This is a genomic window from Thermocrispum sp. (genome assembly GCF_002919275.1).
GTDB lineage: Bacteria > Actinomycetota > Actinomycetes > Mycobacteriales > Pseudonocardiaceae > Thermocrispum > Thermocrispum agreste.
Window position 1 is genome coordinate 57,222 of record NZ_PKFA01000057.1, and the last position, 26,549, is coordinate 83,770.

Sequence of the window (26,549 nt, forward strand, 5' to 3'; positions counted from 1 at the left end):
ATCGGCGCTTGCGCCCGTCCGCCGCCTCCCGGTCGATGCACTCCGCACGGTGATCATCTGCACCGGTGAACACCGCACGGGTGAACGCCACACGGGTGAAACTGCGCACGGGTGAAGCTCTCGCGCGCTGAGTCGCCTGAGATCGGCCCCGTCGGTGCTGGTGGCCAGGTGCGCGCAGTGCCACCATCTGCCCGGTGACCTCGCACAAGTGCATGACTCGCACGCCGACCCCGCCGTCCGCCGCACCAGCCGCCGCCAAAATATTTATATCGAAGTGTAAGATCGCGCGTGTGCGAGACGAAACGCGTGTGATGTCGACCGATGCGGGCAAGCGAGTACGGGCCGTTGGTTTCCGTGCCTACGGTGGGCCCGAGGTGCTGGAAGTCGTCTCCCTGGAACCGGAGCCGCTGGGGGCGGACGACGTGCGCATTCAGGTCGCGGCATCCACCGTCAATCCGACGGACGTGGTCCGCCGCGCTGGGCAGCGAGCCACCGGCGGCAGGCCGGAGACGGTGGATGTTCCTGGCATGGAGGTCGCCGGGCTCGTTACCGAAGTCGGCGCGCGCGTGACGTCGGTCGGCGTGGGCGACAGGGTGATGGCGATCGTCGCACCCGCGGGGGAGCACGGCGGACATCGCGCGGACGTGGTGGTGCCCGCCGTCTCGGTCGTCCGTTCGCCGTCCAACCTCAGCGACGTCGAAGCGGCCACGATTCCGATGAACGGCTTGACCGCCCTGCACGCGCTCGACGCGATGAACCTGTCCGCCGGGGACGTGGTCGCCGTGACCGGGGCGGCAGGCGCGGTCGGCGGATACGTCGTCCAGCTCGCCAAGCACGCGGGGTTGCGCGTGGTGGCGGACGCGGCGGAGAACGACCGCGAGCTGGTGGCTTCGCTGGGTGCCGATGTGATCTTGCCGCGTGGCCCGGGATTCGCCGCAGCGGTGCGGGAGCGGTTTCCGCATGGCGTGGACGGGCTGGCGGATGCCGCGATCCAGAACGCAGAGGTGCTGGACGCGGTTCGCGACGGTGGCACCGTCACCACGTTCCGCCGGTACACCGGGGACGGCACGTCGCGCATCCGGGTGGTGCCCATCTCGGTGCTCGAGGTCGCCGAACGCACGGATCTGCTCGAGCGGCTGCGGGAGCATGCCGAGGCGGGTGTGATCACGGCTCGCGTCAACGAGGTCTTCCCGCCCGAGGAAGTGGCGAAAGCGCATAGGCTTCTCGAGGCCGGAGGACTACGTGGTCGGCTGGTGCTGGGCTGGTCATGAAGGCCCACTTGTAGCGCTTGTCGAGGGGAGAGAAAGGATTGCGAGCGATGACCACCCCCGAGGTGGCGAAGCAGGATCGACGTCAGCGGCGATGGCACGAGGCCCACGACCGGCTGTACCAGGCGGCCTGCGAGCTGTTCCTGGAATCCGGCTACGCCAACACGTCGGTCGATGACATCGCCGAACGTGCCGACGTCGCCCGCAAGACCGCGTTCAACCACTACCCGCGCAAGCGCGACTTCATCGCCGAGTGGGGCCGCCGCCGCAGGCAGCGGGTGATCGACGCGATCTCCGCCGAGCTGGCCGACGACCCCAGGCTCGAGCCTGTGCTCCGCCGCTACTTCGCCGAGCTGGCCGCGATCAACGTGGCCGAACGCGCGCTGACCATCCGCATGTCGCTCGGGTGGCGGCAGTCAGGCGGCCCGTTCGACGCCGACCCCCACCAGCTGGTCGACGTGCTGCGCGGGTTCCTCACCGACGCGATCGAGCGCGGCGAGATCTCGTCCAAGGTCAACGCCTCGCATGTGGCCACGATCCTGTACAGCAGCTACTTCGGCCTGCTGTACGACTGGTGCGAGGGGCCGGACGACCAGCCGCCGTTCGATCTGCACGACGCGTTCATGCACCTCATCGACGTCGTGCTGGACGGCATCCGCTCGTTCTAGCCTGGCAGCCGTTCGCGCTGAGCGGGTTCGCTCCGGCCTCGGCGGCGAACCCGGTGAACGCCGCTACATGGCCGGAGGTCGCCTGTTCCCCGGACCGCAGCGGGCAAGTCCGGCACGAAGATCGTCCGCGCGTGCGCTCACACCGGCAGCATGCGTTGCTGGTCCAGGTTCCGACATCCGAGACCGTCCGCGCATGCGCTGACGCTGGCCGCGCGCTTGTGCCCGCTGTGCCGGTTGTGTGGTGTCGGCCAGTTTTGGTTGCCGTCACGCGGTGACGCTCCGGTGGTCGTTGTCCGGCGTGCTGGCCGCCCGGTGATGGCCGGTTGACATCCCCGGCGCTGGCCGCCCGGTCATGGCCGGTTGACACCGCCCAGCGCCCACGCTACACATATTTGCATCCGAGTGTAAATAAGCCGGATGCGGGACGCGCGTCCGGCGTACGCGGAAGGCTCGCCGTGTCATCACCTGAACTGCTCCTGCGGGGCGGCACCGTCCTCGTGGGCGACCCGGCAGAGAAGAACTTCGCCGACGTCGATCTTCGTTTGCGGGCAGGCCGGATCGCCGAGATCGGATCCGGCTTGGCGGTGGGCGATGCCGAAGTCGTCGACTACTCCGGCTGCTGGATCATCCCCGGCTTCGTCGACGCGCACCAGCACGTGTGGCAGTCGGTGCTGCGCGGGATGCTGGCAGGCGTTTCGCACGACGCCGCGGAGGCGGAGATCCGGCGTATCGTGGCGAGTTCGCTCGCGCCGGACGACGTTTTCGCCGGAACCTTCGGCGGGGCGGCCGCGATGCTCGACGCGGGCATCACCTGCACGTTCGACCACTGCGACGCGATAGCCACGTTCGAACACGCCCGCGCAGCGGTGGACGGACTCAGCGAGGCGGGCATCCGCGGGGTGTGGGCGTACGGATTCGATTCGCCTGCCGGAGCGGCAGAAGGCCGCCTGGCCGATGCCGCCGTGTTCACCCAGTTGCTCGCCGAGCACCCGCTGCTGTCGTTCGGTCTGGCCGCGGCATGGCATGGCGACCTGGAGTCGTTCGCCGCCCAACTCGATCTGACCGCAGGCCTGAACGCCCCGGTCCTCACCCACACCGACGTCCGGTCGCACGACAGCGCCAAGTGGCGGGAAGCCGGCCTGCTGTCCCCGCGCCACATCCACGCCTTCTGCACCGCGACTCCGCCGGAGATGTTCGCCGAGTTCGCCGGCGCGGGCTGCTCGGTGGTCTCCACGCCCGACCTCGAACTCGGCGGCGGCCTCGGCTATGCGCCGCTCCGCCACGCGCATCAAGCCGGCGTCACCACCGCGCTCGGCGTGGGTTCACAGGCCGTGGCGTCGGCCGACATGTTCGCCGTGATGCGCCTGGGCATGCAGAGCGAGCGGATGCGGCATCAGCAGGCCGTCGCGGAGTCCCGCGGAACGTCCGGCTTGGACCGCATAGCGCTGCGCACTGACGAGGTGATGCACTTCGCCACGCTCGGCGGGGCGAGGGCGCTGGGCCTCGGTGACGTGTGCGGCTCCATCGAGGTGGGCAAGGCGGCGGACCTGGTCGTGCTCAGGCCGGACACGCCCCGCCTCGTCCCGTTGGTCGATCCGATGGTCGCGCTGGTCATGCACATGGGCGTGGCCGACATCGACGCGGTGCTGGTGGCAGGCGAGTTCCGCAAGCGCGACGGCCGGCTGGTCGGCGACCTCGCCGGACGGGCGATCAGGGCGCTGGACGCCGCGCAGGCCCGGCTGGTTCCGGGCACCATGAGGGAGGTCTCCGCATGAAGGTTCTGGTCTGCGGGGTCGGCGGGATCAGCGGCAACACCGTCGCATCCGTGCTGAGCGAACGCGGGTTCGCCGTCCGCGCCCTGGTGCACCGGCCGGAACGCAAAGACGAAGCGGCGGCACTGGGGGCGCAGGAAGTCGTCGTCGCCGATTACGACGACGAGGAGTCCGTACGGCGTGCTGCCGAGGGCGTCGACGCGATCTACTTCGTTGCGGCCTCCTACCGGGAAAGCGAACCCCGCTGGGTCGAGGTCATGCTGCGTGCAGCCACCGGCTCGGGTGCCGATCGGTTCGTGTACCACTCCGTGCTTCACCCGTACACGCCGTCGATGCCGCATCACGAGCGGAAAGCGAAGGCGGAGATCTTGGTCCGCGCCTCCGGACTGCGGTGGACCATCCTGCAGCCGGCCATGTATGCCCAGACCGTGCTACGGATCCGGCAGCGGTCCCGCGACGGTGAGCTGCACGTTCCGTACGACCCGGACGCGAAGTTCGCGGTCATCGACGTGCGCGACATCGGCGCCTGCGCCGCCTCGGTGCTTGCCGACGATGCCCACGTCTACGCGTGTTACGAGCTTGCGGGTGCCGAGATCCAAAGCGTGCGGGAGATGGCCGCGACGATGGACCGTGTGCTGGGGGAGCCGCGGCGCATCGTCCAGGTCGACCCGAAGACCCTGCCGCTGCCGCCCGCCTGGGGAGAGCGGCAAAGGCACGAGTACGCCCTCATGTGCCAGGAATACGACGCACATGGGCTGCTCGGATCGAGCACGGTCGCCGAGCTGTTGCTCGGCCGCAAGCCGACTCCTTTCGCCGACGTCGTCGCTCGCGATGTCCGCGACGCACAGACCGGGAGCGTCAGATGACCAAGAAGATTCTCGTCACCGGCGGCCTGGTGCTGGTCGGTGATCCGCGGCGGCGCGATCTGCGGCGGGTCGACGTGCTGGTCGAGAACGGAAGAATCAGCCAGCTGACCCCGCACGGCGTCCTGTCCGCCGACGCGCATGCCGGGAACGGCGCCGGTGGTGCTGCCGCGGGCGCCGAGGTCATCGACGCGACCGACCACTGGGTGATTCCCGGGTTCGTCGACACGCACACTACGCTGTGGCAGTCGACCATGCGGGCGCTGACCGGCGACTGGCTGCTCGACGACTACTTCTGGTGCATCCGGATGAACCACATGCTCGCCTACACCGCAGCCGACGTGTACGCGTCGACCTTCGGTGGGGTGGTGGCTCAGCTGGACGCCGGGGTCACGACCACGGTCGACTTCTCGCACTGCGTGAACACGCCCGAGCACGCCGACGCCGGGGTGGAGGCGATCATCGACGTCGGCGGGCGCGCTGTCTGGTGCTACGGCTTCTGGTCCCCGTCGCCGCAGACACCGGCGTTCGCCTTCGTCGAGGAGCGATTCCGGGATGCCCGCCGCATCGCGTCGACGTACTTCCCGTCGCCGGGTGGCCGGGTCACCTTCGGGGTGTCGCCGACGGAGACGTTCCGCGCCCCCTACGAGCAGATCAAGAACGAGTTCCTGGTCGGGTTGGAGACCGGTGGCTTGGTGCATCCGCACACCAACACCAGGTGGCGCCCCGGTGCCCGGTCGGACATCGAGGTCTGGCACGAGCAGGGCATCCTGTGGGAGCACCAGCTGCACGCGCACTGCAACACCAGCACCGAGCGGGACTTCCAGCTGCTGGCCGAGGTCGGTGCGGCGGTGTCGGCGACCCCGGAAACCGAGCTGGCCATGGGCATGGGCCCGAACATCCTGGCCAGCGCCGACCGCGCCGGGGTGAACGTCGGCATCGGTGCCGACATCCAGGCGAACAACTCGCCGGACAGCCTGACGTCCATGCGCCTGGCCATGCAGACCGCGCTCGCCAACGCCACGCACCCGGTGCGGGAAGAGCCGGTGCCCGCGCCGGACGGCGAACCGACGCTGCGGCCGGAAGACGTGTTGCACTTCCAGACGCTGGGCGGCGCCCGCGCGCTCGGCCTCGGCGACGTGTGCGGCTCGATCGAGGTGGGCAAGGCCGCCGACCTGGTGCTGATCGACACCAGGACACCGCGCCTGCGGCCGGTGATCGACCCGATCGCGGCGATCGTGCTGCAGGTCAGCGTGGCCGACATCGCCACGGTGCTGGTCGACGGGCGGGTGGCGAAGCGCAACGGTGAGCTCGACCCGGCCTTGAGTCGCCGGGCGCAACGACTGCTCGAGGAGTCGGGCACCCGGGTCGCACGCGCCGTCCGCGAGCGGGGTGGCTGGATGCCGCCGCGGCCGCACGTCACCATCCGGCCCAACCACAAGGGCGTCCCCGGCCTCGGCGAGGTCGCCGAGCTGTAAGCGATCTCCCTCGCTGCCGTCTTGACAGGGCATGACCCTGACCCTAAATTTACATCAGAGTGTAAAAATAGTCTCGAGTGTATCTATCGCTCGTGGTGACCGTGAAGGAGTGCCGATGACAGACGACCACGCGCCCGAGTCGCTCGGCCCCGGTGAGCTGGTGGAAGTTGCCGACGGCGTGCACGCGTGGCTGCAGCAGGACGGATCGTGGTGGATCAACAACGCCGGCGTCGTCGTCGGGGACGCGGCGGCGGTGCTGATCGACACGTGCACCACGGAGCGCCGCACGCGCGAGCTGCTCGACGAGGTCGCGCAGGTCAGCCACGACAAGCCGCTGCGGTACGCGGTGAACACCCACCACCACGGCGACCACACGTTCGGCAATTCGCTGCTGCCGCCGCACACCGTGTTGATCGGTCACCGCGCCATGCGCGAAGCACTGCTGGCCGACCGCACCCTCGAGGCCTTCCCGCCGTACTGGTCGCCCAAGCCGGACTTCGGCAACCTGCACCGCCGGGTGCCCGACCTGACCGTGGAATCGGCCGTCACGGTGCACCTCGGCGGGCGGCACATCGAGTTGATCCACCCCGGGTACGCCGCGCACACCGACGGTGATCTGGTGGCCTGGGTGCCGGACGCGCGCGTGCTGTTCGCCGGCGACCTGCTCTTTCCCGGGCACACGCCGATGATCCTGGCCGGGGCGCCGACCGGGGCGATCCGCGTGCTGGACTGGATCGCGGAGTTCGACGCCGAGGCGATCGTGCCCGGTCACGGTGACGTGGTGTGGCGTGCCGAGATCGACCGGGTGCTGGACGAGCACCGCCGCTACTACGAGTTCGTGCAGGCCGAAGCCAAGCGCGGCCTGGAGGCCGGGCTGAGCCCGCTGGAGGTGGCGCGCACGGCCGACCTGGGCGACTTCGCCGATCTGCTGGATCCGGAGCGGCTGGTGCTCAACCTGCACAGCGCCTACGCCGAGGCGGCCGGTCGCAAGGCCGACCGGACGACGGCCTTCGAGGACGTCCTGGCCTGGCTGGGGGCCCCGATCCGGACGAAGGTGTGATGGTCATGTCGCTGAACGCGCACATCACCGGATGGGCGCACACCCGCTTCGGGAAGCTGTCAGCCACGTTGGAAGAGCTGGTCGTCGAGGTGACGCGAGGCGCCCTGGCGTCGGCGGAACTCGAGGCGTCGGAGATCGACGCGATCTACTACGCCCAGTACAACGCGGGCATGCACCCGCTGACGTTCGGTTCCGCGCTGCCGCTGCAGGCGGACGACGGCCTGTGGGGTGTGCCCGCGACGCGAGTGGAGAATGCCTGCGCATCAGGAGCGACGGCGGTGCACCAAGGACTGCTGGCGCTGCGCTCCGGTGTCGCACGGCACGTGCTGGTCGTCGGCGTGGAGAAGATGACCGAGACCGACGCCGCCGGAGTGCGCAAGGCCCTCATCGGCGCCGATTACGAAAAGGCCGGGACAGACTACCCGTTGGGCTTCGCCGGACGGTTCGCGCTGGTGGCGCAGGAGTATTCCCGCCGGTTCGGCGATTGCGGCGACACCTTGGCCAGGATCGCGGCCAAGAGCCACCGCAACGCGCTGGACAACCCGTATGCGCATCTGCGCAAGGACTTCGACGAGGAGTTCTGCCGCACGGTCTCGGATGCCAATCCGCTGGTGGCCGACCCGTTGCGACGCACGGACTGCTCTCCGGTGTCGGACGGCGCGGCGGCGCTGGTGCTCAGTGCGGGCTCCGCGCCGCACGCCACCGCCGGCGGGGCGGTGAGCGTCGCCGGGGTCGGGCACGCCACGGACTACTTCCCGGCGGCCAAGCGCGATCCGCTCGCTTTCGCCGCCAGTGCCACGGCGTGGCAGCGAGCCATGGACATGGCCGGTGTCGGTGTGGCGGACTTGTCGTTCGTGGAGGTGCACGACTGCTTCACCATCGCCGAGCTGGTGCTGTACGAGACGTTCGGCCTCGCCCCCGCGGGCAAGGGAAGCACGCTGCTGGACGACGGCACGGTCTACCGGGACGGCCGTCTTCCGGTGAACCCGTCCGGCGGGCTGAAGTCCAAAGGCCATCCGGTCGGCGCCACCGGCGTGAGCCAGCTCGTGCTGGCGGCCATGCAGCTGACCGGCAGTGCCGGGGCGATGCAGCTGCCGGAGGCGAGCGTCGCCGCGGTGCACAACATGGGCGGGCTCGGCATCGCCAACTTCGTCACCGTGTTGCGGGCAGGGTGATCGTCATGACCTGGGAGTACGACACGATCCTCACCGACGGCCTCACCGAGCGGGAGGCATACAAGCTGCTCACCGGGATCGTCGTCCCCCGGCCGATCGCCTGGATCACCACGTGCAGCGAGGACGGCGGGGTGAACCTGGCCCCGTTCAGCGCCTACGTCATCCTGTCCAACAACCCGATGATGATCGGCGTGTCGGTCGGCCGCCGCGGCGCCGACGTGAAGGACACCGCGCGCAACATGAAACGCACCGGCGAATTCGTGGTGAACGCGCCGCACGTGTCGCAAGCCGAACAGGTGCATTTCAGCGCCGAAGAACTGCCGCACGGGGTGAGCGAGGTCGAAGTGCTCGGGCTGGCGACGGTGCCGAGCAAGGCGGTGTCCGTGCCCCGGCTGGCCGATGTGGCCGTCGCCATGGAGTGCGTCTTCGACCAGGCCATCGAGTTCGGCCTGTCCAGGACCGAGCTGATCGTCGGCGAGGTGAAGGTCGTGCACGCCAAGCGCGGGCTGGTCCGCGACGGCAAGATCGACACCGCCGAGCTGGAACCCCTGGGACGGGTGGCGGGCCCGCGCTATGCCGGCATCGGACCGGTCCGGTCGTTCCGGCCGCTCACCCACACCCTGTACACCGAGCAGAACGGCGCCTGATCGGCCCTCGGGCGGCGGTGCGGCTTTTCGCTTCTTCGTCCTTTCCCTGCTTGCTGTTCCTTCCTTGTCGATTGCCGATTTTCCCGCGGAGATGGTCGCATGATCTCCACTGTCGCCCAGCCGAGCCGGATCCTGATCGGAGCGGGCGCACGCCACAAGGCCGGCGCCCTGGTGGCCGAGGTGGGCGGGCGGCGCCCGCTCGTGGTCACCGACTCCTTCCTGGCGGGCAACGGGGCCGCGGACGAGCTGGTGCAGACGTTCGCCGACGCGGGCCTGAGCGCCGCGGTGTGGTCCGGCACTGTTCCCGACCCGACCACCGACTCACTGGCCGCCGGCCTGGCGGCGGTGACCGCGCACGACGCCGACGTGCTGGTCGGCTTCGGCGGCGGCAGCCCGATCGACACGGCCAAAGCGCTCGCGCTCCTGGCCGTCAGCGGCGGCGCGATGGCCGAGTACAAGGCGCCGCGCAGCAACGACGGACCCGCATTGCCGATCGTCGCCGTGCCGACCACGGCGGGTACCGGGTCGGAGGTCACCCAGTTCACCGTGATCACCGACAGCCGTACCGACGAGAAGATGCTGTGCATCGGCCCGGCTTTCCTGCCCGCCGCGGCGATCGTCGACTACGAGCTGACGCTGACCATGCCTGCCCGGCTCACCGCGGACACCGGCATCGACGCGCTCACCCACGCCATCGAGGCCTACGTCAGCCGCAAGGCCAACCGCTTCTCGGACGGCATGAGCCTGACGGCGATCCGGACGATCGGATCGGCGCTGCGTCGGGTGTATGCCGACGGCTCGGACCGGCAGGCCAGGGAGGCGATGATGCTGGCCGCCACGCAAGCGGGCATTGCCTTCTCCAACTCCAGCGTCGCGTTGGTGCACGGCATGAGCCGCCCCATCGGCGCGCACTTCCACGTGGCGCACGGCCTGGCGAACGCCATGCTCCTGCCCGCGGTGACGCGGTACTCGGTTCCGGCGGCCGAGGCCCGCTATGCCGACTGCGCTCGGGCGCTGGGCTGCGCGGCGGCCGACGACGATGACGCCACGGCCGCCCAGGCGCTGGTCGACGAGCTCGAAGCGCTGTGCAACGACCTGGCCGTGCCGACCCCCCGGTCGTACGGCATCGACGAGCGGGCATGGCGGCAGAAGATCCCGACGATGGTCGAGCAGGCCATCGCCTCCGGCTCGCCCGCCAACAATCCACGCGTCCCCACGCCCGACGACGTGGCCGCCATCTACAGTGAGATCTACTGAGAAGGGTCGTCCGAGATGAGCGAGCGTGCCGATGGTCCGTACGCGGCCGTCGACCGAACCCGGGTGTCCACCGGCTTCGCAGGGCCGGACCATGGCTGAGCACATCGACGGCGTGCGGTTCGCCCGTGACGGCGGTGTCGCGCGCATCCGGCTGCACCGCCCGCAGGCTCGCAACGCGGTGAACCTGCCCATGATCATGGCCATCCGCCGCGCCCTGGAGGAATGGCGGGACGAGCCGCTGCGGGTGATCACCGTGGAAAGCGCGGTCGACGGCGTCTTCTGCGCGGGCGGGGACATCCGGCGCGTCCGGCAGAACTCCCTGGAGGGCGATCCGCGCGCCAGCGACGAGTTCTTCGCCACCGAGTACCGGGTGAACGAGATGCTGGCGTCCTACCCGATCCCCGTCGTCGCGCTGATCGACGGCGTGTGCATGGGCGGCGGGCTGGGCTTGTCGGTGCACGGGCCGTTCCGGGTGGTGACCGAACGGGCAGTGCTGGCCATGCCGGAGACGGCCATCGGCTTCTTCCCCGATGTCGGGGCGTCCTACTTCTTGTCCCGGCTCCCCGGCGGCCTCGGCCTCTATCTGGGGCTGACGGGCGCGCGGCTCAGCCCTGCGGACGCCCTCGACGTGGGGCTGGCTACCCACTACGTGAAGGCCGCGGATCTCCATGCCGTTCGCCAAGCACTGGCGGAGGAGGCTGGCCCCGTCGACGCCATCTTGCGACGGCACGTCTCGCGGCCTGAACCGTCCGGGCTGGCCCGTCACCGAGACACCATCGATGCGGTGTTCGGGGACGTCACCGACCTGGACGAGGTGTTCCGGCGGCTGCGCCACGACGGGAGCGCGTGGGCGCGTCGGACCCTGGCCACGCTGGAAGCGATGTCGCCGCAAAGCCTGGCCCTCACCTTCGACCTGTTGCTGTGGGGGAGGCAGCGCAGCCTGCGGGAATGCCTCGATGCCGAACGTGCGGCCGCCAGGCGCGTGGTGACCAGTCCCGACTTTCTGGAAGGCGTGCGCGCGGTACTGGTCGACAAGGACCGGTCGCCCAGGTGGGCGGCGTCGGAGTACTTGGGCACCGGCCGTGACGGTGTCGTCCGCTGGGTCGTCGACCGGTCTTGAGTTCCGGCGCCCGCGTGCGGCAAAACGGACGTATTTCCTCTTGACTCCCGGCAGACGCAGGCGCAATATCTACATTACAGTGTAAATGTAGGCTCGAGTGTAGATCTGGAGTGGCGATGAAGCTGGTCCGCGTCCGCGAGCAAGCTCGATCCGCATCCGGCACACCTTCGGCTCGGTTCGCCCTCGTGGTCGACGACAAGGTGCATCGCCTTCCGGAGCACTGGGGCTTCGCCGACGCGGTTCGCGCATTGCACACCGGCCGGCTGGAAGACGCCGAGCCGTCGGCGTCCGCGCTGGACGAGTGGGAATTGCTGGCGCCGGTTCCGACGCCGGCGAGCATGCGCGACTGCGTCGGTTTCCTCCAGCACATCCGCAACACCCGGCGCAGCCGTGGTGATCTGGCACCGCTCGGCGAGGTGTGGCAGCAGCGCCCCGGCTTCTACTTCTCCAACCCGAACTCCGTGCACTCGGCCACCGCTGCGGTGACGATCCCGCCCGGCTGCCAGGCGTTCGACTTCGAGCTGGAGATCGCCGCGGTCCTCGGCGGAGGCGGACGCGACCTGACCGCCGAGGAGGCCGAGCAGCTCATCGCCGGATACGTGCTGTTCTGCGACTGGAGCGCGCGGGACTTCCAAGCCGAGGAGCGCGCCATGCAGATCGGCCTCGGCAAGGCCAAGGACGCCGCGATCTCACTCGGGCCGTGGATTCTCTCCGCCGACGAGGCGGCGGCGTTCCGGCGTCCGGACGGCCTCGACATCCCGGTCAGTGCCTCGGTCAACGGCGAGCGGGTGACGGCGCCGGGCACTCGCTACGTCGGCATGGACTGGTCGTACGGGGAGATCGTCGCCTTCGCCTCGATCGGGGCGGATCTGGTCGCCGGCGACGTCGTTGCGGCGGGCACGGTGCCCACCGGATGCTTGCTGGAACATTCCGCGACCGAAGGTTTCCGCGGCTGGCTCGCCGACGGCGACGTGGTGCGGCTGGATGCCGGGCCGCTCGGCGAGATCGTCAGCCCGGTGGTGGCCAGCCCGACGCGAGCGCAGTGGAGGCAAGCATGAGCAGCACCAGCTCCAGCACCATCTACCGAGGTGCCGAGGTCGTGCTCGGCGACCCGCGCGACAGGGACGTGCGCCGGGTCGACATCGAGGTGCGCGACGGCATCATCAGCCGGATCGGGCCGGACCTGGAGGCGGGTCCCGGTACCGACGTGGTGGACGTCTCCTGGGCCTGGATCATGCCGGGCATGGTGGACAGCCACCACCACCTGTGGCAGGCCACCATGCGGGCGGTGACCGCGAACTTCACCCTCGACGAGTACTTCTGGACCATCCGCCGCAACCACTCGCTCCGGCACCGCGCGGTGGACATCTACAACGGCACGCTGGGCGGCGCGGCCGGCATGCTGGATGCCGGGATCACCGCGACCGTCGACTTCTCGCACTGCATCCTCACCCCGGAGCACGCCGACGCCGGCATCGAGGCCTTCCGTGAGTCGGGCATCCGCGGCGTGTGGTGCTACGGCTTCTACGACCCGCCGCTGGACGAGCCATGGTTCACCACACCGGAGCAGCGGTACGCGGACGCGCGGCGTGTGCGGTCTCAGCACTTCCCGTCCGACGACGACCACGTGCGGTTCGGGGTCGCGCTGACCGAAATGGGCCGTGCGTCCCTGGAACAGGTGGCTGACGAGTTCCGGACCGGCCGGGAGCTGAACGCGTTGGTGCACGCCCACACCAACACCCGCTATCACGCCGGCGGGCAGCCGTCGGACATCCGGCGATGGCACGACGCCGGGTTGATCTGGGAAGGCCAGCTGCACTCGCACTGCAACACCAGCGACGCCGAGGACCTGAAGATCCTGGCCGATGCCGGCTGCGCGGTGAGCTCGACACCGGAAACTGAGCTGGGCATGGGCATCGGGCACATCGTGGTGCGTGCCGCCGACCGGGCCGGAGTCACCACCGGCCTGGGATCGGACATCCAGTCCAACAACGGTCCGGACCTGTTCGCCGTCATGCGGTTGGCGATGTCCGCGGAACGCCACCGGTACCACCAGCCGGTCATCGAGACCGCCGGAACCTCCGGCCTGGACGGTGTCGCGCTGCGTACCGAGGACGTCCTGCACTTCGCGACCCTCGGCAGCGCCCGTGGTCTCGGTCTGGGCGACGTCTGCGGATCCATCGAGGTGGGCAAGGCCGCGGACCTGGTGTTCATCCGCACCGACACGCCACGGTTGCGGGCCGCGGCGCACGTGATCGACGCGATCGTCATGCAGGTGACCGTGGCCGACGTCGACACGGTGTTGGTGGGCGGCCGCCCGGTGAAGACGAACGGCAGGCTCGACCCCCGACTGAGCGCCAAGGCGATCGCCGCGCTGGACGAATCCGCCGCGTGGATCCGCAAGGAGGCCGAGAAGGCGGGCGGGCTGTGGCCGGAGATGCCGTCGTGGATGGGCACGCCCGCCGAGCACCGGCTGAGCAACAGCGGCGTCGAGCGGCGCCCCGTCCGCCAGACGCGGGACAGGCAAGGAGCCTGAAGGTTTTCGCTCACCACTCCGGTTCAACGACGAAGGGAGCCCCATGAGCGACCGTACTGCCCACCCTCCCACTGGGGCCGACGTCTCACCTGCCGAAGCACGACGGGTGATGCGCGCCAGCGTCGTCGGCACCGCCATCGAGTTCTACGACTTCACGCTGTACGGGTTCGCCGCGGTGCTGGTGTTCGGGCCGCAGTTCTTCCCGGCCAGCGACCCGGTGGCCGGCCAGCTCGGCGCCTTGGCCACGTTCGCCGTCGGCTTCGTCGTGCGCCCGCTGGGCGCGGTGGTCGGCGGGCACTTCGGTGACCGGTTCGGCCGCAAACGAGTGCTGATCGCGACCTTCCTGACGATGGGCCTGGCCACGGTGGCGATGGCGCTCGTCCCGACCTACGCCAGCATCGGCCTGGCCGCGCCGGCGATCCTGCTCGTCCTGCGCCTGATCCAGGGCCTGGCCGCGGGTGCCGAATGGGGTGGGGCGGCGCTCATGGCGGTCGAGCACGCACCGCGGAACAAGCGCGGCCTGTACGGGATCGCGCCCGCTCTGGGTACCAACTCGGGCATTCTCCTGGCGGTGCTGGTGATGCTGGCGGCCAGCTACGTCGGCCCGGCCGGGTTCGTCGAGTACGGCTGGCGCCTCGCCTTCGGTTTCAGCGCGGTGCTGGTGGTGTTCGGTTTCGTCGCCCGCCGTAGGCTGACCGAGAGCCCGCTGTTCACCAAGGCCGTGGAGCAGGAACCGCCGCGGGTGCCGCTGGCCACGCTGATCAAGGAACACCCCGGTGCGTTGCTGCGCGGCGTGGTCTACGTGCTGTCCGTGGCGGTGCTGGGCTACACGCTCAGCCCCTACGCCGTCGGCTGGGCGGTGAGCACCCAGGGCTACTCGCAGGACACCATGCTGCTGGCCACCGCGTTCGGCAGCGCCGTGGGCCTGGTGGTGATGGTGCTGACCGGCCTGAACCTGGACGGCAAGCACCGGAGGTACGCGCTGCTGTGGATCGCCATCATGATGATCCCGGCCGCGATCGTGTTCTTCCCGCTGCTGACCATCGGCGGCTTGTTCGGCGCGTCGATCGGCATGATCACCGCCTACGTGTTCGTCACCGCCTACCAGGCGACCGCCGGCTCGGTACTCGCCGAGCTGTTCCCGACCAAGGTGGCCTACACCGGCGTCTCGATGGCCTACTCGCTGGCCTACGTCATCGCCGGGTTCCTGCCGCTGGTGGCGACGTCGATCGTGGCCGCCACCGGCTCGGTGACCTGGGTGGTGGTCATCAACGTGGTGGTGGCACTGCTGTCGCTGACCGTCGCGGTCGGGCACTTCCGCCGGGCCGGAAGGACGGTTGCGCCTGCAGTGGCGGACGAGCCGCTGCCGCAAGGTTCGCCGGCTGCCTGATCACCGTTCCAGCGAGGTGGCGCCGGGCCCCCGGCGCCACCTCGCTGGCGTGCGTCACCAGCCGGGCCACCGGTCCCGCAGCGCCTTCTTGTCGATCTTGCCGACCGCGGTGGTGGGCAGGCGGTCGGTCATGACGACGGCCTTCGGGCGCTTGTAGGAGGTGAGGCGGTCGCGGGCCCCGGCCATGACCTTCTCGGGAGTCAGGTCCGCTTCCGGCTCGGCGACGACGTACGCGACGACCGCCTCGCCCCAGTCCGGATGCGGAACTCCGACCACACAAACCTCGCGCACCCCGGGGATCTGGCTCAGGCCGCGCTCGACCTCGGCGGTGTAGACGTTCAGTCCGCCGGTGATGATCATGTCCTTCTTCCGGTCGACGAGGTAGAGGAAGCCGTCCTCGTCCACGTAGCCGAGGTCTCCGGTGTGCAGCCACCCGTCGCGGAGCGCTTCGCCGGTCTCCTTCGGCCGGTTCAGATAGCCGACGGTCGTGTACGGGGTGCGTGCGGTCACTTCCCCGACCTCCCCGGCCGGGCACTCCGAGCCGTCTTCCCGGCGGATCCGGACCTGGGTCATCAGCACCGGCTGACCGCAGCTGCGCAGGCGGTGTTCCCTGCCTGGATCGACCCGGTGGTCGTCGCGGCGGAGCCGGGTGATGAAGTTCGGCGCCTCCGTCTGCCCGTACAGCTGGACGAACACCGGGCCGAACGTGGCCAGTCCCTGGCGCAGGCGTTCGGTGGTGATGGGGGCTGCGCCGTAGAGGATCGTGCGGACTGACGTCCCGTCGAAGCTCGCGCGCCCGGAGATCTCGTCGAGCAGCCGGTAGATCATGGTCGGCACCAGGAACAGGTAGGTGATCCGGTCCCGCTCGATCCGGTCCACCACCGCCGCGGGGTCGAAGCGCTGCTCCAGGTGCACCGTGGCGCCGCGGGTCAGCGCCGCCTGGGCCAGGAAGCCGGCACTGTGCGGCAGCGGCGAGGTGAGCAGCAGGACGTCGTCGGCGTGCAGGTCCATTTCCAGCAGGTGGCTCAGCAGGTTCATGGCCAGGGACCGCTGGGTGTGCACCACGCCCTTGGGGCGGCCGGTCGTGCCGCCCGTGTACATGATCACGCCGTGGTCGTCGTCCGCCACCGGCCCGGGCTTGTCGATCGGAGCCCCGGAGACGACCGCTTGCCAGGCGCCGTCCTCGACGAGGATCGCGGTCGCATCGAGCGGGCCGTCAGCCGCTTGCTCGGCCGCTGTCCACAGCTCGCGCTCGGCCAGGCAGATGCGTGCGCCGCTGTCGCGCAGCATGTAGGCGTGCTCCTGGGCGGACAACATGGTGTTGAGCGGGACTTTGGCCGCGCCGAGCATCGCGACGGCCAGGTCGGCGACCAGGTACTCGACCCGGTTGTGCATCAGCAGTGCCACCGGCGTGCCCGCCTCGGCGCCGAGGTCCTGCAGATGCCTGGCCGCCGACGCAGCGGCGGCCAGCAGCTCCCGGTACGTCCAGGTCCGGCCGCGGTCCACCACGGCGGGCCGGTCGCCGTGCCGGGACACGGCTTCGACGAGGTATTCGCGCAACACGGTCATCGTGACCACATCCACCGGTGAGTCATGGCACCCCTTCGGTCGCTGGAGTGACGATCGGTACGCACCGAGCGTGCCGGTCGGGCCGGCCGCACCGCGACGGCTTGCCACGCCAGCGTTCCCGTGGATCGTTGTCACGCCATGACAACAACGACGACGCCGCACCCGAACCGGGCGGTGTGACTGTTGCGATGACGTTTCACGGCCCGTCGGTGTCGACGGCCTCGATCAGCCGGTGCATGCGCAACGCGGTTTCCAGGCGGAAGCGAACGTCCACGTCACGAAGGTCCGCCCGGAGCAGCTGCTCGATCTTGGCGATGCGGTAGCGCACGGTGTTGTAGTGCACGTGCAGCGCTTCGGCGGTGCGGGCGAGGTGGCGATCGTGTTGCAGGTAGGCCCGAAGCGTGGCGACGTACTCGGTGCCCCGGTCGTTGTCACTGTCCGCCAAGGGGCCGAGGAGATCCCGGACGGTGGTGCGCAGGTGGTCGACGGGCAGGCTGGCCACCCCGAGGATGCCCAGCTCGTAGGCGGAGACCACGGAGGCCGGGCTGCCGTCGTTGATGGCGATTTCGACCGCCGCGCGCGCTTCGTCGTAGGACATCGAGTAGTCGACGATCTCCAGGCACTGCCTGCCGACGCCGGCCACCAGGGGGGGTTTGGTCCCGCGCAACGCCTCGGCGAGCGCCTTGGTCAGGTCGGCTGATGTCGGTTCGCCGACGATGCCGGCCAGCCGGTCGTCCCGCAGGATCGTCGTGCACGAACGGAAGGCCGCCTGCAATGCCCTGGCCACGGCGGTGGCCTGTGCCGGGTCCAGCGCCGATCGGTCGCGCCGGCGCACGACGATCACGTGGGACGGCGGTGCGAGGTCGATCCCGGCCATGGCCGCCTGCCGGGCGAGCGCGGCGGGATCGGTGAACCGGCCGGACAACAGCCGGTCGACCAGGTCACCGGTGATGCGTTCCACGACGCGCTCGCGCTCGGTGACCCGAAGCGCCTGCAGCCGCGCCAGCGCCGCACACAGCTCGACCAGGGCGTGCCCGCTTTCGCCGAGCTCACCGGCGGAGACCACCGTCAGGGTCGTCGCGGGCGAGTCGCTGAGCCGGTCACGCCACGCCGTCGTGCCGTCCGGCCGTTCCTGCCCGGCGGCATGGATGAGCTGGTCGTGGGGGCCATGCAGCTCCACGCGTACGTCGAGGCGGTGCGCCAGGTAATCGACGACAGCGGTCGGCGCGGACACGTCGAGGTTCTTGGCCAGCGCGGCGACTTCTCCGGCCACCCGCAGGAGATCGTCGCGGGCGCCGAGGGCCTGCTCGTGACCGCGGAGCTGGTGCAGCCGCACGGCAAGGTCGTGTGCGGCTTCCAGCGCGATCGCCTTCTCCCGCTCGGTCCAGGAGTGCACGCGGCGCCTGGCCGCGTAGAGGACACCGATGGCCGACTCGGCGACCAGGAGCGGGACGGCGAGCGTGGCGAGGATGCCTTCGTCGTCGATGAGCCGTTTGAGCAGCGGCACCCGGCGGGAGTCGTGCCGGTAGTCCCGGCTGGCGATCGGACGGCGTTCGGCGACGGCCTTCCCGCCGATGCCTTCCCCGACGCCCAGGTGCCAGGTCGACGCCATTTCGGAGGTCACCAACCCGCGGTGGGCGCCCATGACCAGCCGGTCTCCGTCGACCAAGCCGGTCCAGGACACCTCGCAGCCCAGTACCTCGGCCGTGTGATCGACGCACGCCTGCATCGCCTGGGTCTGGTCCCTGGCCGCAAGTAGCCGACGCAGGTATCGCACCGTGGTCGCCGACATGGACGCAGTCTAGGCCGCACGGCGGCGGGGAACGGGAGGTCGCCAGTGCCAGGAGCGTTCCGCCGAGCTCACCGGTACGCCCGGAGTTTTCCCTGGTCACATCGCCTTCGTGCGATCGATGTGCCGATCCGGCGATCGGCGGTGCCGCCGGTGGCGGGTGGTCGGCCCGAGCGCACGGCCGATCCGGATCAGCGCGATCGGCGCTGTCGGCCCACCCCGGGCCGTTCGGCGCGGGGGGAAGGGGCGATCATTGCCTACGGTCAGTGTCGTGCGCTCGTCGCGCTGTCAGCAGGAGGCTGGTTGATGACCGACACGATCCCGCGCAAGCGTCTGCCGGGCTCGGTGCGCAGGGAGGCGATTCTGTCCGCCGCGCTCGACCTGTTCGCCCGGCGCAGTTACGACGCGGTGGGCATGCGCGACGTCGCCGCCGCGTGCAACTTGAGCGCGACCGGCATCTACCGGCACTTCCCGAGTAAGGAAGCGTTGCTCATCGGGTTGTTCGATCGGTTGAGCGACCAGCTCACGGCGGGCATGCGGGATGCGTCGCGGGCCGGGGCACCGCGCCAGGTGCTGGCCGCGCTGGTGCGGTTCCACGTCGGCCTGGCGCTGCGCGAGCCCGCCATGATCCCCATCTACCAGCGCGAGGAGTCGATCCTGCCGCCGCAGGAGCGGCGCCGGTTCCGCCAGGTGCTGCGCGACTACCTGGCGATGTGGTGCGACACGCTGCGGCAGGTGGTTCCCGAGGTGTCCGACGCGGAAGCGCGCACCACGGTGGTGGCCGCGTTCGGCACCATGAACTGCATCGCCTACCACCGCAGCAAGCTCGGCGTCCGGGCGTTGGAGCGGTTGCTGATCGAGCTGGCCGGGCGGACGCTCGGGGTGGACGTCGCCGAGGAGCCCGCGCCCGCACCAATGAGTGCCCACCGCTGAGGTGAACCCCGGCGGCCCGGCTCAGGACCGCGCGCCGGTGTCCTCGGGCACGGAGTAGGTCACGGTGTGCGGCTCGGTGAAGTCGAGCAGGCCCTCCACCCCGAGCTCGCGCCCGGTACCGCTGTGCCGGAAGCCGCCGAACGGAGCGCGGTCGTCCTGCGCCACGGCGTTGTGGTTGTTGACCCACACGGTCCCGGTGCGGAGTCGGTGCGCGGCCGTGGCGGCCCGATCCGGGTCCGCGGTCCACACCGACGAGCACAAACCGGCCCATTCGTCGTTGAGCCGGTCGATCAGGGCGTCTTCGTCGTCGAACGGGATGACCGGCAGCGCGGGTCCGAACTGCTCGGTGGTCACGATGCCGCTGTCGGCGTGCGGATCGAGCACCAGCATGGCGGGCAGGAAATAGCCGCCTGCGGACTCCGCCGCGGGATCGACCGTGCCGAGTTCCCGTACCGGGTGCCCGGCGGCGCGCGCCTGGTCGCACAGCTCGCGCACCTTGTCGCGCTGCCGCGCGTTGTTGAGCGGTCCCATGGACGTGCCGGGGTCGAGCCCGTTCCCGATGCGGTATCCGCCGAGGACGTCCGACATGCCGTCGAGCACCTCGTGGTACCGGCTGCGATGTACGTAGAGGCGTTTGATGCCCATGCACACCTGCCCGGAGGTCAGGAACGCGCCGGTGACCAGCTGTTGCACGGCGGCTTCGTCGAGAGTGGCGTCGTCGAGCACGACGGCGGGGTCGTTGCCGCCCAGTTCCAGCGTGACACGGGTGAGGTTCTTGGCCGCGGTGGTCATCATGTACTGGCCGGCGGCCGTGCTTCCGGTGAAGACGATCTTCTGGACCCGCCGGTCCTCGATCAGCGGCGCCACGGCGTCGTTGTCACCGGTGACCACGTTCAGCACGCCGGGCGGCAGCCCGCGCGCCAGCAGGCGCAGTGTCTCGACCACGGCAAGCGGGCTGGTCGGTGGTGGTTTGACGATCACCGGGTTCCCGGCCACCAGCGCGTAGGGCAGGCTGGCCGCCAAGATCGCCAGCGGCCAGTTGTACGGCACGACGATCGTGGTGACTCCCACCGGCAAGGCGTCCACCCGAGAGCGGAACGGCGGCAGCGACGGGGCCGGAGCCGTCGCAGACTCGGCGTCGTCGGCGGGGACCGGCAGATCCTGACTGGTGCCGAGCTGATCGGCCAGTGACGCGGCGAGCTGACACCGTGCGACGAACACACCGAGTTCGATCTGCGCTTCCTGGAGCACTTTTCCGTTCTCGCGCGTCAGCAACTCGGCGCGTGCTTGCTCCTGGCCGAGGCCCTGCAGTGCCGAAGTGAGGATCCCGGCACGCTTGCCTGCGGACATCTCGCTCCAGATCGGCCACGCGGCGACCGCGGCGTCGACGGCGGCGGTGGCGTGCTCGCGCGTCGCCGCGGAGATGTACCCGACGACTTCGTCCGGGGCCGCCGGGTTGCGTACCGGCTCTTGGCCGCCTGCCCGGATCTCTGCGCCGTCGATCAGCAGTTCGGTGTGGATCGGCTCGACGCCGGTGGAGGCTGACATGGTCACTCCGTCCCGAAGCGGGTGGAGAAGCGGGTGGAAAGGGCTGTCCCCGCCTACCCGGGTGTGGCCATGGGCGAAACGCATCCGGGTTGCTGGGGGTGGAGGGTGACTGGGGTTGCTGGGGGTGGGGGTGCCTGTGGTGGCCGAGGTGGAAGGCATCCGGGGGGCTGGAGGTGGAAAGCATCCGGGGTGGCTCAGGGGGAGGGCGCCCGGGAGTGAGCAGCGGCGGAAGAACGCCCGCGCTCCGAGGCGGGCGCTGGCGGGCCGGGTGTCAGCTCTTGGTGGCGATCGTGATCAAGTACTCCCAGTCGGCTGCCAGCGTGCCGTCCGTGGCCCGGTTCGCCTCGTCGGCCAGCGCGATCATGTCGGTGCGGAAGGCCGCACGCTCGTCCTCGTCCAGGCGGGCCGCGGCCATGTGGGTCGGGCCGTAGTGGGCGAGGAAGAAGTCCGCGAAGAACTCCGCGTTCGGGAAGCGCTGGGTCACCGTGGTCCTGGCGAAGCCGATGTCCGAGACGCGGTCGCCGAGCATCTCCGCCACGGTCGTTTCGTCGCCCCACCGCACGGGCGGCAGTGAGCCCGGGGGCGGTGCGGCGTGGGCGGCCACTGTCTGCAGCAACCGGCCGACGAATCCCGCCGCGGTCCAGTTGGCCAGGCCGATGCGCCCACCGGGTTTGGTGACCCGGACCAGCTCGTCGGCCGTGCGCTGGTGGTCGGCGGTGAACATGACGCCGATGGCCGACAGCGTGTAGTCGAACGAGGCGTCGTCGAACGGAAGGTTCTCGGCGTCGGCTTCCTGGAACTCGACCGCCAGGTCTTCGGCCGCCGCACGGCGCTGGGCGGCTTCGACCAGCACGGGGACGTAGTCGATGCCGGTCACGGCGCAGAACCTGCGCGCGGCGGACAACGCCACGTGTCCGGTGCCCGTCGCGACGTCCAGGACCCGCGCGCCGGGGCGCAGCTCGGTGACTTCGGTCAGCGTCTCGGCGACCGGGACGGTGATCCAGGCGATCTTGCCGTAGTCGCCGCTGCTCCAGATCTTCTGTTGCTTGGCCTTGATCTCGTCGAAGGCGGTCGTGCTGGTCATGAGGATCCTCCGGCTTCCGCGTCACCCGCGGGGTGCGGGCAACGGCGTTCCCCCTGTGGTTCGCGGTCTGCCGTGCCGGAATTGCGCCTCGTCGTGGCTGGGCCGGCCATTGCTCTGGGCCGGCGCTTGCGGTAGGCCGAATGGGCGCGTGCCGCGTGGCGCGCGGCCGCCGGTCGTGGCCAGTGGCCACCGGCCAGGCAGGAGTCGTCCGATCGGGCGGGCGACGGGGAGTCACAGGCTCCAGCCGCCGTCGACGACCAGCACGGTACCCGTGCAGTACGTGGCGTCCTCGGCCAAGAAGACCGCCGCCGCGGCGATCTCGTCGGCGCTGCCGAACCGGCGCATGACGACGCGCTGGGCGATGCGCCGGCGCGAGGAGTCGGGAACTGCGGCGGTCATGTCGGTCTCCACGTAGCCGGGAGCGAGGACGTTGACGCGGATCCCGTCGCGGCCCAGCTCCTTGGCCAACGACCTGGCGAAGCCGATGAGTGCCGCCTTGGCGCTGCCGTAAGCCGTGTCACCAGCGAAGCCGCGCAACCCCACCACCGACGAGATGAACGTGATGCTGGGGTTGGTGCCTTCGCGGAGCGCGGGAAGGGCCGCGCGGACCAGGTGCGCGTTACCGCCCACATTGGCTTCCAGCACGCCCCACCATTGCGTCGGATCGAGCGTGTCGACGCGGCCGCCTCGCCACATGCCTGCGTTGAGCACCAGGGCGTCCAGTCGCCCCCACTCGCGCAGGACGGAGCCGACGACCGAGTGTGCCGATTCAGGGTCGCCGAGCTGGAACGGCAGCGCCAAAGCTTGTACCGGTAGTTCGGTGCATATCCGCTCGGCCTCGTCCCGGCTAGACCGATAGGTACAGGCGACGCGCAACTGGCGAGCGGACAGGGCCCGTGTGATCGCCGCGCCGATTCCCCGCGAACCGCCGGTGACCAGCGCTGTTCTCGGTGCGGACGACAAAGCTCCTCCAGGTACTGACTGATCGGTACAATCATTTCCCTCGCGAGACTTCGTTGTCAACGTGTCGAAAGGCGGCGGGTATGCGCGCGGTGGTCTTGCGCGGACCGGGCAACTACGAACTCGCCGACGTGCTGGAGCCGGAGCCAGGGCCGGGCGAAGTCCTCGTCGCGGTCGAGGCGTGCGGGGTGTGCGGCTCCGACGTGCACCTGGTGGATGGCAGCACCGTCGGCCGATACCCCGTGGTGCTCGGACATGAAGCCGCGGGCCGGGTGGTGTCTTGTGGGCCAGGCGTCCACGGCGTCACCGAGGGGGTGCGGGCCGCCGTGCTGCCTTATGTCGGTTGTGGCGCGTGCCGGCTCTGCTCCCTGGGGCAGGCGCAGGCGTGTGCCCGGCGGGACGTTCTCGGTGTCGATCGTGACGGTGCGCAGGCGGAGCTGGTCGTCGTTCCTGCCGAGTGCCTGGTGCCCCTGCCCGACGACGTACCGAGCGAAATCGGCGCGATCCTCACCGACGCGGTGGCCACACCGTGGCACGCGATCCGGAGGAGTGGGGTCGCGGCGGGGGACCTGGTCGTCGTGCTGGGATTGGGCGGCCTCGGCATGCACACGGTGCAACTGCTGACCGAGATCGTCGGTTGTGCGGTCATCGGGGTGGATCCGCGACCGGAAGCGCGTCGGCGGGCGCTCCAGCTGGGCGCTCAGGCCGTCGTCGCCGATGCGGCGGACGTGGCGGCATCGGCCCGTGACGGCCGCGACGGCGCAGACGCCGCTTTCGACATGGTGGGCTCGCCCGGCCTGATCGACACCGCGTTGCGCTGCTTGCGTCCGCAGGGGCGATGCGTCGTCGTGGGTATCACTCCTGACCGACTGCATCTGCGCATGCGCCAGGAAACCGTCGTCGCCCGCGAGCTGTCGCTGATCGGCAGTTTCGGAGCGACCCGGGCGGAAATCGAGGAACTTGCCGGACTGGTGGCCGGCGGCCGTCTCGACCTTTCCCACAGCGTCAGCGGCCGTTTCCGGCCCGAGGACTTCGGCACCGCGCTCGAGGAAACCCGCGCCAAGCGAGCGGGTTCGGTGCGCGTCGTGATCACCTATTCCTGATCCGCCTCGGCGGAATTCGGCTTGCGCTTTCCGGACCGCCGCTGTGTGGGCAGCAGCTGCCCGTACAGTGCGATGTCGGTGATCTTGTCCGCCACTTGCTCCGGGGTCAGCGGGCCCTTCGTGGCGTCGAACCACACGTAGGTCCAGTTGAGCATGCCGAGCACGCTCATCACGGCGACCGAATCGGCCGACCGGAAAACACCGGCGTCCACGCCTTCCTGCAGCACCTGGGCGAACAGGTCCTGGTGCTGATGGCGCAATTCCGCCAACTGCTTGGCCCGCTTGCCGGTCAGGGCGTGCATTTCCCGCAACACGACGATGACCTCGTCGCGCCGTGCGGCGATCGTCTTGATGTGTTCGCGGGCGAGCGCACGCAGCTTGTCGATCGGGTGCAGATCGGACTCGACCACCCGCTTGCCCCTGGCCAAGGCTTCCTCGACGTGCCGCTTGGACAAGTTGTACAGCAGGTCTTCCTTCGACCCGATGTGGTAGTAGAGCGCGCCGCGCTTGAGGCCCGCCGCATCCCCGAGTTCGGCCACCCCGGTGCCGTGGTAGCCCTTGCGAGCGAACACTTCGGCCGCGACGCGCAGAATGCGCTCGTGCGTGGATTCCTCCGCAGGTGCCTGGTCCTGCGCCCCTGCTTCCGGTGCGTGCCCGTCAGGCTGGGCGGTCGATTCTGCGGACGGTCTGCCCGGTACCGGGTCGGAATCGGCGGGGACGTCGTCGCCGATCGCGGTGTGCGGGAGTTCGGCCGGAGCCTGCGACGATTCGGTCGTGGCTGTGGATCCGGCTGCGCGTACCCCCTGCTGCTTCGGCATGACCCCTCACCTTCTTGCTTTCGGCGCCGCTCGTGGCGGCGCCTGGCCGATGCTCTCTCGTGATTTCACGGTACCGACGATGCCGCGTTTGCCTGCGCGGTTCGCACAAACCGCCCACGGCTGTCCGAAGATCGTTCCCGCGCGCCGTCACGCGTCGAAGTGTACCGATCGATCTGTCAGCTCGCGCACTTTGGACGTTTTTCCGGCGGCGGCTGCCTGCTAGCCGGACGCGCCGCGGTCGCCGGTGGCCAGTGCCCGCTCGATCTCCTCCTCGGTCAGCCCGATCTCGGCCAGGATCGCCCTGCCGTGCTCGCCCGGGCGCGGCGGCGGCTGGGGGGCTGTCGGCTGATCCTCGCTGAACCTCGGCGCGGGCGCGGGCTGGACGATGCCCGCCACGTCGACGAAGGTCCCCCTGGCCCGGTTGTGCGGATGCTGCACGGCTTCCCCGATGGACAGCACCGGGGCGACGCAGGTGTCGGTGCCGCCCAGCAGATCCAGCCAGTACTGGCGCGGCCGGCTGATGAAGACGTCCGCCAGGCGCTTGCGCAGTTTCGGCCAGTGTGCCCGGTCGGTGTGGCCGGCGAGGAACTCCGGGTCGTCGGCGAGCCCGAGCAGGTCGAGCAGCCTGTGGTAGAACTGCGGCTCGATCGCACCCACGCTGAGGTACTTGCCGTCCGCGCACTCGTAGACCGCGTAGAAGTGCGCGCCACCGTCGAGCAGGTTGGACTCGCGTCGGTCGACCCAGCTGCCCTGTGCGCGCAGGCCGTGCAGGATCGTGGTCAGCAGTGCCGTGCCGTCGACGATGGAAGCGTCCACGACCTGGCCTTTTCCGGTTTCCCGCGCCCTCAGCAGCGCCGCGACGACGCCGAACGCCAGCAGCATGCCGCCCCCGCCGAAGTCGCCGACCAGGTTGAGCGGGATCACCGGCGGGCCGTTCCGGTGGCCGATCGGATCGAGGCCGCCTGCCAGCGCGATGTAGTTGATGTCGTGACCGGCGCGCGATGCCAGCGGGCCGTGCTGTCCCCATCCGGTCATCCGGCCGTAGACCAGCCGCGGGTTCCGCTCCAGGCACACGTCCGGTCCGAGTCCCAGGCGTTCGGTCACTCCCGGCCGGAACCCCTCGATGAGCACGTCGGCGCCGTCGACCAGGCGCAGCACCGCGTCCCGGGCGGCGGGGCGTTTCAGGTCGAGTGCCACCGAGCGGCGCCCCCTGGCCAGCAGATCGTGCCGGTGGTCGAGCGGATTGCCCGCCGCGCGGCCCTCGGGCCGGTCGACCCGGATCACGTCGGCGCCCAGGTCGGCCAACAGCATGGCGCCGAACGGTGCCGGGCCCAAGCCGGCCAATTCGATCACCCGGACTCCGCGTAGCGGGCCCGCGGGTCCGGGGCGGTCAGCGGAGCGCGACATGGCGGCCTCCTTCGTCGGGGACTACCGAATCGAGTGAAAGGGTGTCTTGACTCACGTCCGACTTAGTGTACCGTTCGGTCAGTACAAAAGTACGTCACCCGAAA

General features: G+C 70.0%; 22 protein-coding genes. 15 read left to right on the plus strand and 7 right to left on the minus strand.

Going from position 1 to position 26,549, the window contains the following annotated elements:
* The first annotated feature begins 290 nt into the window (after positions 1 to 290).
* The 13 genes from CXP56_RS14480 to CXP56_RS14540 all read left to right on the plus strand — a co-directional run bounded on the left by CXP56_RS14480 (position 291) and on the right by CXP56_RS14540 (position 15,234).
* Positions 291 to 1,271, plus strand: coding sequence for an NADP-dependent oxidoreductase (locus tag CXP56_RS14480; protein ID WP_286901451.1), 981 nt, complete (start codon positions 291 to 293; stop codon positions 1,269 to 1,271).
* A gap of 47 nt (positions 1,272 to 1,318) precedes the next feature.
* On the plus strand, positions 1,319 to 1,936 hold the full coding sequence (locus CXP56_RS14485) for a TetR/AcrR family transcriptional regulator (RefSeq protein ID WP_028847809.1): 618 nt from the start codon (positions 1,319 to 1,321) through the stop codon (positions 1,934 to 1,936).
* A 455-nt stretch (positions 1,937 to 2,391) separates the two neighbouring features.
* Positions 2,392 to 3,711 carry an amidohydrolase family protein gene (locus tag CXP56_RS14490; RefSeq protein ID WP_286901453.1) on the plus strand — a complete coding sequence of 440 codons (1,320 nt, stop codon included), beginning with the start codon at positions 2,392 to 2,394 and terminating at the stop codon, positions 3,709 to 3,711.
* Positions 3,708 to 4,574 carry an NmrA family NAD(P)-binding protein gene (locus tag CXP56_RS14495; RefSeq protein ID WP_286901454.1) on the plus strand — a complete coding sequence of 289 codons (867 nt, stop codon included), beginning with the start codon at positions 3,708 to 3,710 and terminating at the stop codon, positions 4,572 to 4,574. The genes CXP56_RS14490 and CXP56_RS14495 overlap by 4 nt, the downstream gene beginning before the upstream one ends.
* Complete coding sequence (locus CXP56_RS14500; RefSeq protein ID WP_286901455.1) at positions 4,571 to 6,049, plus strand: amidohydrolase family protein; 1,479 nt, start codon at positions 4,571 to 4,573, stop codon at positions 6,047 to 6,049. The genes CXP56_RS14495 and CXP56_RS14500 overlap by 4 nt, the downstream gene beginning before the upstream one ends.
* Before the next feature lie 115 nt (positions 6,050 to 6,164).
* Positions 6,165 to 7,109, plus strand: a complete 945-nt coding sequence (locus CXP56_RS14505; protein WP_028847810.1) for an MBL fold metallo-hydrolase — start codon at positions 6,165 to 6,167, stop codon at positions 7,107 to 7,109.
* 5 nt (positions 7,110 to 7,114) lie between these two features.
* The gene (locus tag CXP56_RS14510; protein WP_286901457.1) at positions 7,115 to 8,284 is read left to right on the plus strand and encodes a thiolase domain-containing protein; all 1,170 of its coding nucleotides are present in this window, start codon (positions 7,115 to 7,117) and stop codon (positions 8,282 to 8,284) included.
* Positions 8,285 to 8,289: 5 nt separating this feature from the next.
* Positions 8,290 to 8,931: a flavin reductase family protein gene (locus CXP56_RS14515; RefSeq protein ID WP_051310264.1), complete on the plus strand. Its 642-nt coding sequence runs from the start codon at positions 8,290 to 8,292 to the stop codon at positions 8,929 to 8,931.
* A 99-nt stretch (positions 8,932 to 9,030) separates the two neighbouring features.
* Complete coding sequence (locus CXP56_RS14520; protein ID WP_286901459.1) at positions 9,031 to 10,188, plus strand: iron-containing alcohol dehydrogenase; 1,158 nt, start codon at positions 9,031 to 9,033, stop codon at positions 10,186 to 10,188.
* 91 nt (positions 10,189 to 10,279) lie between these two features.
* Positions 10,280 to 11,308: an enoyl-CoA hydratase/isomerase family protein gene (locus CXP56_RS14525; RefSeq protein WP_286901460.1), complete on the plus strand. Its 1,029-nt coding sequence runs from the start codon at positions 10,280 to 10,282 to the stop codon at positions 11,306 to 11,308.
* A gap of 116 nt (positions 11,309 to 11,424) precedes the next feature.
* The gene (locus CXP56_RS14530) at positions 11,425 to 12,366 is read left to right on the plus strand and encodes a fumarylacetoacetate hydrolase family protein (RefSeq protein WP_286901461.1); all 942 of its coding nucleotides are present in this window, start codon (positions 11,425 to 11,427) and stop codon (positions 12,364 to 12,366) included.
* The gene (locus CXP56_RS14535) at positions 12,363 to 13,844 is read left to right on the plus strand and encodes an amidohydrolase family protein (RefSeq protein WP_286901463.1); all 1,482 of its coding nucleotides are present in this window, start codon (positions 12,363 to 12,365) and stop codon (positions 13,842 to 13,844) included. The genes CXP56_RS14530 and CXP56_RS14535 overlap by 4 nt, the downstream gene beginning before the upstream one ends.
* A 43-nt stretch (positions 13,845 to 13,887) precedes the next feature.
* Entirely contained in the window at positions 13,888 to 15,234 is a 1,347-nt protein-coding gene (locus tag CXP56_RS14540) for an MFS transporter (RefSeq protein WP_084609217.1), read from the plus strand.
* Between the two features lie 54 nt (positions 15,235 to 15,288).
* Here the strand turns inward: CXP56_RS14540 and CXP56_RS14545 are convergent, their stop codons facing one another.
* Together CXP56_RS14545 and CXP56_RS14550 are read right to left on the minus strand one after the other, a co-directional pair.
* Entirely contained in the window at positions 15,289 to 16,803 is a 1,515-nt protein-coding gene (locus CXP56_RS14545; RefSeq protein WP_286901465.1) for a class I adenylate-forming enzyme family protein, read from the minus strand.
* Positions 16,804 to 16,999: 196 nt separating this feature from the next.
* Positions 17,000 to 18,595, minus strand: coding sequence for a helix-turn-helix domain-containing protein (locus tag CXP56_RS14550; protein ID WP_028847815.1), 1,596 nt, complete (start codon positions 18,593 to 18,595; stop codon positions 17,000 to 17,002).
* Positions 18,596 to 18,898: 303 nt separating this feature from the next.
* Between CXP56_RS14550 and CXP56_RS14555 the strand changes: the two genes are divergently transcribed.
* On the plus strand, positions 18,899 to 19,525 hold the full coding sequence (locus CXP56_RS14555) for a TetR/AcrR family transcriptional regulator (RefSeq protein WP_156899217.1): 627 nt from the start codon (positions 18,899 to 18,901) through the stop codon (positions 19,523 to 19,525).
* A gap of 21 nt (positions 19,526 to 19,546) precedes the next feature.
* Here CXP56_RS14555 and CXP56_RS14560 read toward each other — a convergent pair whose 3' ends face one another.
* The 3 genes from CXP56_RS14560 to CXP56_RS14570 form a co-directional block, all read right to left on the minus strand.
* A complete protein-coding gene (locus CXP56_RS14560; RefSeq protein WP_286901468.1) occupies positions 19,547 to 21,073 on the minus strand; it encodes an aldehyde dehydrogenase family protein in 1,527 nt (508 codons plus the stop codon).
* Positions 21,074 to 21,344: 271 nt separating this feature from the next.
* Positions 21,345 to 22,157: a class I SAM-dependent methyltransferase gene (locus CXP56_RS14565; RefSeq protein ID WP_286901471.1), complete on the minus strand. Its 813-nt coding sequence runs from the start codon at positions 22,155 to 22,157 to the stop codon at positions 21,345 to 21,347.
* Between the two features lie 231 nt (positions 22,158 to 22,388).
* Positions 22,389 to 23,180: an SDR family NAD(P)-dependent oxidoreductase gene (locus CXP56_RS14570; RefSeq protein ID WP_342665112.1), complete on the minus strand. Its 792-nt coding sequence runs from the start codon at positions 23,178 to 23,180 to the stop codon at positions 22,389 to 22,391.
* 20 nt (positions 23,181 to 23,200) lie between these two features.
* Between CXP56_RS14570 and CXP56_RS14575 the strand changes: the two genes are divergently transcribed.
* Entirely contained in the window at positions 23,201 to 24,220 is a 1,020-nt protein-coding gene (locus CXP56_RS14575; protein WP_286901474.1) for a zinc-dependent alcohol dehydrogenase, read from the plus strand.
* Here CXP56_RS14575 and CXP56_RS14580 read toward each other — a convergent pair.
* Complete coding sequence (locus CXP56_RS14580; RefSeq protein WP_286901476.1) at positions 24,211 to 25,038, minus strand: TetR/AcrR family transcriptional regulator; 828 nt, start codon at positions 25,036 to 25,038, stop codon at positions 24,211 to 24,213. The two genes, CXP56_RS14575 and CXP56_RS14580, sit on opposite strands and share 10 nt — an antisense overlap.
* A 219-nt stretch (positions 25,039 to 25,257) precedes the next feature.
* The gene (locus CXP56_RS14585; protein WP_286901478.1) at positions 25,258 to 26,445 is read right to left on the minus strand and encodes a CaiB/BaiF CoA transferase family protein; all 1,188 of its coding nucleotides are present in this window, start codon (positions 26,443 to 26,445) and stop codon (positions 25,258 to 25,260) included.
* Positions 26,446 to 26,549 lie beyond the last annotated feature (104 nt).